We start from the raw sequence: 6549 nt of genomic DNA on the forward strand, positions 1-6549 counted from the left end.
GGTCGTATCAGGCTCCTATGAGGTCATGTCCGCCTGGCTCGACACCCCTTTTAGCGGACCTTGAGCCGGCGGACAGATCATCGGGAAGACAGTGCCGCCAGGCACGTCAATTTTGGCTGGGTCACGACGGCTCAGGCACTGTTCCAGTATTACCGTCTTTTGGTTGCTGTCCTTATGTTGTTGTCGGGTGGTTCCGTGGCCGTTGTAGGGTCGTGGCTACCCGGGGGAGGCGGGTATGGCTTTGTTGCTGTGGCCGGACGGCTCATGTCGTGACGGCTCCGAAGGATTGGCCGCCCGCCGCCCCGCGATGACCCGACCGCTGATTGAGAGACGCGACATGATCGCCGGATAAGGACACGACGGCGCGGTTATCTGCCGGGTTCCACCCGTCCGACAGACTGGAGGCTGTTTTGGTGCACCTATGGGCCGGTATCGATGCCGGCAAAGCCCATCATCACTGCGTCGTGATCGACGCCGACTCAAACCGGCTGCTCTCGCAGAAAATCCCCAACGACGAACYCGCCCTGCTCGAACTCATCGCCACCGTCCTCAAGCTGGCCGCCGGGGACGAGGTCATCTGGGCAACGGACCTGAACCACGGCGGACCGGCGCTGCTGATCGCGATGCTCGTCGGCCACGGCCAAAACATCCTCTACATCCCGGGACGGATCGTCCACCACGCCTCCAAGCTCTACCGCGGCGAGGGCAAAACGGACGCCAAAGACGCCGCTGTAATAGCCGACCAAGCCAGGATGCGCCGCGATCTGCAGCCGTTGCGGGCCGGGGACGAGATCAGCACCGGGCTGCGGATCCTCACCGCCCGGTGGGCCGACAAGTCCGCGGACCGGGTCCGGGCGATCAACCGCCTGCTGGCCCAACTGCTCGAATACTTCCCCGCCCTGGAGCGGGCCTTCGACTACAGCCGCTCCAAAGCAGCCCTGCTCCTGCTGACCAAACACCGCACCCCGGATGGGATCCGCAGAACCGGACAGGCCAGGATTCAGGCGTGGCTGAAGAAACACGGCACCCGCTCATCCGCCGCCGTCGCCACCGCTGCCGTCGATGCGGCGAAATCCCAGCACACCACCGTCCCCGCCCAACACCTCGGGGAACTGATCGTCGCCGCCCTCGCACAGGAAATCCTGAGGCTGAACGAGGAACTGGCCGAACTCGATGCGCTGATCAGCGAGAAAGTCACCGAACACCGGCACACGCAGGTGCTGCTGAGCATGCCCGGCTTCGGCCCCGTCCTCGCCGCCGAATTCCTCGGCGCCACCGGCGGGGACCTCACCGTTTTCCAGTCCGCCGACCGCTTCGCGGGCGTCGTCGGACTGGCCCCGGCACCCCGTGACTCCGGCCGGACCACCGGCAACCACCACCGGCCCCGGCGCTACGACCGCCGGCTCCTCCGCGTCTTCTACCTCTCCGGGCTCTCCGCGCTGAAGTCCTGCCCCGCCTCCCGCACCTACTACGACCGAAAACGCGCCGAAGGAAAAACCCACATCCAGGCCATGCTCTCCCTGGCCCGCCGCCGCCTCAACGTCCTCTGGGCTATGCTCCGCGACGGCACCACCTACACCCCGGCCCCCGGTCATGCAGTCCGCGCTTAGCTGGCTGAACGGGGTCAGTTCTGAAGTCCGTTGATTGCTCTCAGCCCGGTGACCTGAATGAGTGGCGCTGACGCTGACGCTGGTGATGGTACCGAGCTACCCGCAAGCAGTATCCCCATCCGCAGACCGTCCCTTCGGCCAGCGGCCGATTTCTCAGGGATGGGCCGCCTCACTTATGCAGCAAGGACATCCGATAGCTCGTCGCCGTGTTCCGGCGGGAGTCCGGGATCCGAAGACAGCTTCGAGAGACGTGGGTCGGAGCGTTGGAGGTCGCGGAATCATGCCGAGGCCCTCGGCCAGGACGTGCCCCGTCCCCGACGGGGGAGCCGGTTTACGGTCCGGATGTCACTCCGACCCGCACCGGGATCCAGCTGTCGGTGGTGGTGCCGTTGCCCAGCGCGCCGGAGGTGTTGCCGCCCCAGGCCCTGACGGTTCCGTCCTGGAGCAGGGCGTAGGTGGCTTCGTTGCCTGTCGTGATGGCGGTGGCGCCGGTGAGGCCGGTGACCCGGACGGGGGTGCTGCTGTCGGTGGTGGTGCCGTTGCCCAGCGCACCGGAGTAGTTGTAGCCCCAGGCCCTGACGGTCCCGTCCTGGAGCAGGGCGTAGGTGGCTCCGTTGCCTGCCGTGATGGCGGTGGCGCCGGTGAGGCCGGTGACCCGGACGGGGGTGCTGCTGAAGGAGGTGGTTCCGTTGCCCAGCTGGCCGAAAATGTTGTTGCCCCAGGCCCTGACGGTTCCGTCCTGGAGCAGGGCGTAGGCGGCTGCGTTGCCTGCCGTGATGGCGGTGGCGCCGGTGAGGCCGGTGACCCGGACAGGGGTGCTGCTGCTGTCGGTGGTGGTGCCGTTGCCCAGCTGGCCGGAGGTGTTGTTGCCCCAGGCCCTGACGGTTCCGTCCTGGAGTAAGGCGTAGGCCGTTCCGTCGACAGTCGTCATGGCGGTGACGCTGGTGAGGCCGGTGACCCGGACGGGGGTGCTGCTGCTGCTGCTAGTGGTGCCGTTTCCGAGCTGGCCCCAGTTGTTGTAGCCCCAGGCCCGGACGGTTCCGTCTCTGAGTATGGCGTAGGCGGCTAGGTCGCCTGCCGTGATGGCGGTGGCGCCGGTGAGGCCGGTGACCCGGACGGGGGTGCTGCTGCTGCTGGTAGTGGTGCCGTTGCCCAGCTGGCCGGTGGCGTTGACGCCCCAGGCCCTGACGGTTCCGTCCTGGAGCAGGGCGTAGGTTGCTCCGTTGCCTGCCGTGATGGCGGTGACGCTGGTGAGGCCGGTGACCCGGACGGGGGTGCTGCTGCCGGTCGTGGTGCCGTTGCCCAGCTCGCCGGAGGTGTTGTAGCCCCAGGCCCTGACGGTTCCGTCCTGGATCAGGGCGTAGGCGTTTCCGTCGCCTGCCGCGATGGCGGTGACGCCGGTAAGGCCGGTGACCCGGACGGGGGTGCTGCTGTCGGTGGTGGTGCCGTTGCCCAGCTGGCCAAAGAAATTTTGGCCCCAGGCCCAGACGGTCCCGTCGGTTTTGAGCGCGTACGCGTTATAGCCCGCGCTGATGATGGTTTTGACGTTGGTGAGTCCTGGCGGGGCTGCGGGCTGGCTTCTCAGAGTGGTGGTGCGGGTGGTGGTTGCCCGGTTGTTGTCGGTGAGTGTGATGGTGAGGTTGCTGGTCGTGGCGGCGGTGGGTACGCCGGTGATGGTTCCGTTGCTCGGTTCCAGGGTGAGGCCAGAGGGGAGCTTGCCGGTGGTGATGGCCCAGGTGTAGGGGCCGGTGCCCCCCGCGGCGGTGAGAGTGGCGCGGTAGGCGGTGCCGGTGGTCGCGGTGGGCAGGCTGGTGGTGGTGATGGTCAGCGGGGCGGTGGTGGTTGGTGGCGGTGGTGGCGGGGTGTCGTAGGTGGCGATGCGGTGGTTGTAGAAGGTGCCGGTGAGCATCGTGACATGGGCAGGGGAGCCGGCCCAGAAGCAGGCCAGGCAGGCTCCGAGTTCGTAGCCGGCGGTCGCGTCGATGGTGGTGATGGGGTGCGTGGTGGGGGTGTATTTGGTGTTGATGCCGGCGTTGAGCTGGCCGGTGATCCCGACCATGTCGTTGAGGGCGACACGGACGTCGATGGCTGCGGTGGCTTTGGCTTCAACACCGGCGCTGCTGGTAAGGGTCAGGGGCAGGGACGCGGTGGAACAGAATCTGGTGCGGCTTTCGGTCCCTGCGTTCCACCGGTATTCGGCCCCGCATTTGAGGGTGATGGAGGTGTTCATCGCGACTTTCCCGGTGACTTCCAGTGTCAATGTGGGTTTGGCGGCGAAGACGACGAAGCCCATGTTTCCGGCGGGGACGCTGGTTTTGGCTTCGGGCAGGGTGAGCGTGCATTTGCCTTGTCCGGAGATGCTGGAGCCGAGGTTTACGGTGATGGTGCCGTCCAGGTCGAACTGGAAGAGGTCTAAGCCACCTGTTCCGACGTACACGCCGCCTATTCCGGCGATCGGGCGTTTCCAGATGGCCACGAGAGAAGGGGTCATGTTGGTGGTCGTGGACAGTCCAGCAGGGATGGCGGTGACCCCAGCGTCGCACTTAAGCCGTAAGGGCGAGGTTGCCTGAGTTGTGGCTGAAGGGGACGGGGTCGTGGTGAGCGCTTGGGTCGCTATGGCGGGGGTTCCGGTGGTGAGTGTCGGGTCGATGCTGTTGACCGTGCCCTCGGTATAGGCGTCGGCCGGGGTGGTCGGAGTGACGGACGCGGTGACTGTCCCGTCGGGGTTGTTCTTGAGGGTGTCGATGTAGACGATGGCACCGGATTCGATGTCCGGGGTGGGGGTCAGGACCAGGACCTGGCCGGCGGCAATCTTCCTGCCGTTCACGGCCGGGCCGGTGAGAGTTACGGTGGCGACTTTCCGCGTCACCGAGTCCCGGGTGAGGGTTTTGATGGCGGTGGCCGGGACGTGAACGGTCCGTGTGCTCGGTTTCAGTACGGCACAGGCGGTGCCCGCGCATCCGGTGGGCATCGTCGTGGGCACATTTAGGGTGCGGGTCGCGGTGGCCCGGGTTCCGGCGGCGTCCGTTGCGGTGAGTGTGACCGTGGTGGTTCCGGCGGCGGTGGGGATTCCGGAGATTGTCCCCCCGGGGGTGACGGTGATGCCGCGGGGTAACCCGGTTGCTGTCCAGGTCACGGGCTGGATGCCGCCGGTTGCCGTGACCTGCTCCAGGTATCTGGCGCCCGCGGTACCGTCGTGCAGCACGCCACCGGTGATGACCAGCGGCGCGGCAATCGGGGCCGTGGCCATTGAGGTCTTGGCCTTACTGGTGTAGCCGGTCTTGGTTCCGGTGACGGTGACGGTGACGGTCTTGCCGGTCTGGGCCGCTACAGGCTTGTAGGTCGCGGCGGTCGCGCCGGTGACGGCCACGCCGTTGGCTTTCCATTGATACGTCAGGGTCACCGGTGCCGGTCCCCAGGTCCCCGGGACCGCGGTCAGGGTGGAGCCGACCTTCGCTGTTCCGGTGATCGTGGGCACCGGCGCCGGCGACAGGACCGGCAGTGCGGTGACGGCGGCGGTCGCGGCGGAGGTTTTCGTCGCGGTGGTGTAGCCGGTCTTCGTGCCGGTCACCGTCACGGTGAGAGTCTTGCCCGCGTCGGCGGCGACCGGGACGTAGGTGGACTTCACCCCGGCGAGGATCGCAACGCCGCCGGCTCTCCACTGGTAGGCCAGGGTCACGGGTGCCGGTCCCCAGGTTCCCGGGACCGCGGTCAGGGTGGAGCCGACCTTCGCTGTTCCGGTGATCGTGGGCACCGGCGCCGGCGACAGGACCGGCAGTGCGGTGACGGCGGCGGTCGCGGCGGAGGTTTTCGCCGCGGTGGTGTAGCCGGTCTTCGTGCCGGTCACCGTCACGGTSAGAGTCTTGCCCGCGTCGGCGGCGACCGGAACGTAGGTGGCCTTCACCCCGGCGAGGATGACGACGCCGCCGGCCCTCCACTGGTAGGCCAGTGTCACCGGTGCCGGTCCCCAGGTCCCCGGGACCGCGGTCAGGGTGGAGCCGACCTTCGCCGTCCCGGTGATCGTGGGAACCGGAACCGGAGACAATGACGTAGCCGCCGTCGCCGATCCAGCGGGAAATTGTAGGTAACCGACGATCAGTACCATGGCCACAAGCACGCCAGCGATGGTTCTGGAGACACTGTGATTACGCATGCATAGTCCAGTCACTAAATGTGGCTAGACAGCCACCTCCAGGTGACAGCCTTTTGGCCGCCACCGCCCCCATGAGAGTGGGCCAAGAATAGAGCTGGATCAGGAGCCCCGTCTACGATGTGACCTTTGGTTTTTCTGGAGTGACATAGACCGACGCGGAAAATTTAGGGGCGTCCATGATTCTTTTCCGATCGTATGTGCCTGCTCCACCGGCTCAACCGTCTTGCGGACGGCTGCCCAGCGGATGCCTTATGTCGGTGCTTCGCTTATTTCCTCCCATAAGCCATCCATTGCTAGCCCTACGGGTTGCCCCGGCTCCGTCGGGCACAGCTACGCAAGGTCCGCCAGCAGGCAAATACATGGTGGGGGAGACGGGACACCGGTACAGATACCTGCCCGCCCACGTGAAAGGAACAAACCCATGAACAACACCAAAGCACGCAAGCCCTGCCCGGGAACAACGATCGCGAGAGCCCCGTCCCATAGCCACACCCAGGAATCCCATTGACAACATCATTGAGATTCCTTCGGATTCTAGGCGTCCGCTCCACCCCGTCTAGCCCCTCCTTCGTCGGGGCCTGCGGTGCAGGAAATGTCCCTCCGGCGCTCCTGCGTCGCTGACTTCCTCCAGGAAATTTCCTGCCCCTTGCCCTGCGGGTGGACGCACCCGAACACGTCGAGCCGGGCAACTACGCGCAGACGCTGACCAGCCACGCCGCCAACGATGAGAAGGCAACGGCGTCCTACGTTGTCGTTTACACGGATGAGAACCGGGACGGCTACCCC

General features: G+C 66.3%; 2 protein-coding genes. One reads left to right on the forward strand and one right to left on the reverse strand.

Annotated elements, in window-relative coordinates; translation table 11 throughout:
- Positions 1-410 precede the first annotated feature (410 nt).
- Positions 411-1610, forward strand: coding sequence for an IS110 family transposase (locus AB4Y72_RS18900; RefSeq protein WP_441427673.1), 1200 nt, complete (start codon positions 411-413; stop codon positions 1608-1610).
- Between the two features lie 331 nt (positions 1611-1941).
- Here the strand turns inward: AB4Y72_RS18900 and AB4Y72_RS18905 are convergent, their stop codons facing one another.
- On the reverse strand, positions 1942-5763 hold the full coding sequence (locus AB4Y72_RS18905) for an RCC1-like domain-containing protein (protein ID WP_441427674.1): 3822 nt from the start codon (positions 5761-5763) through the stop codon (positions 1942-1944).
- Positions 5764-6549 lie beyond the last annotated feature (786 nt).

The organism is Arthrobacter sp. YAF34 (assembly GCF_052113245.1).
Classification (GTDB): Bacteria; Actinomycetota; Actinomycetes; order Actinomycetales; family Micrococcaceae; genus Arthrobacter.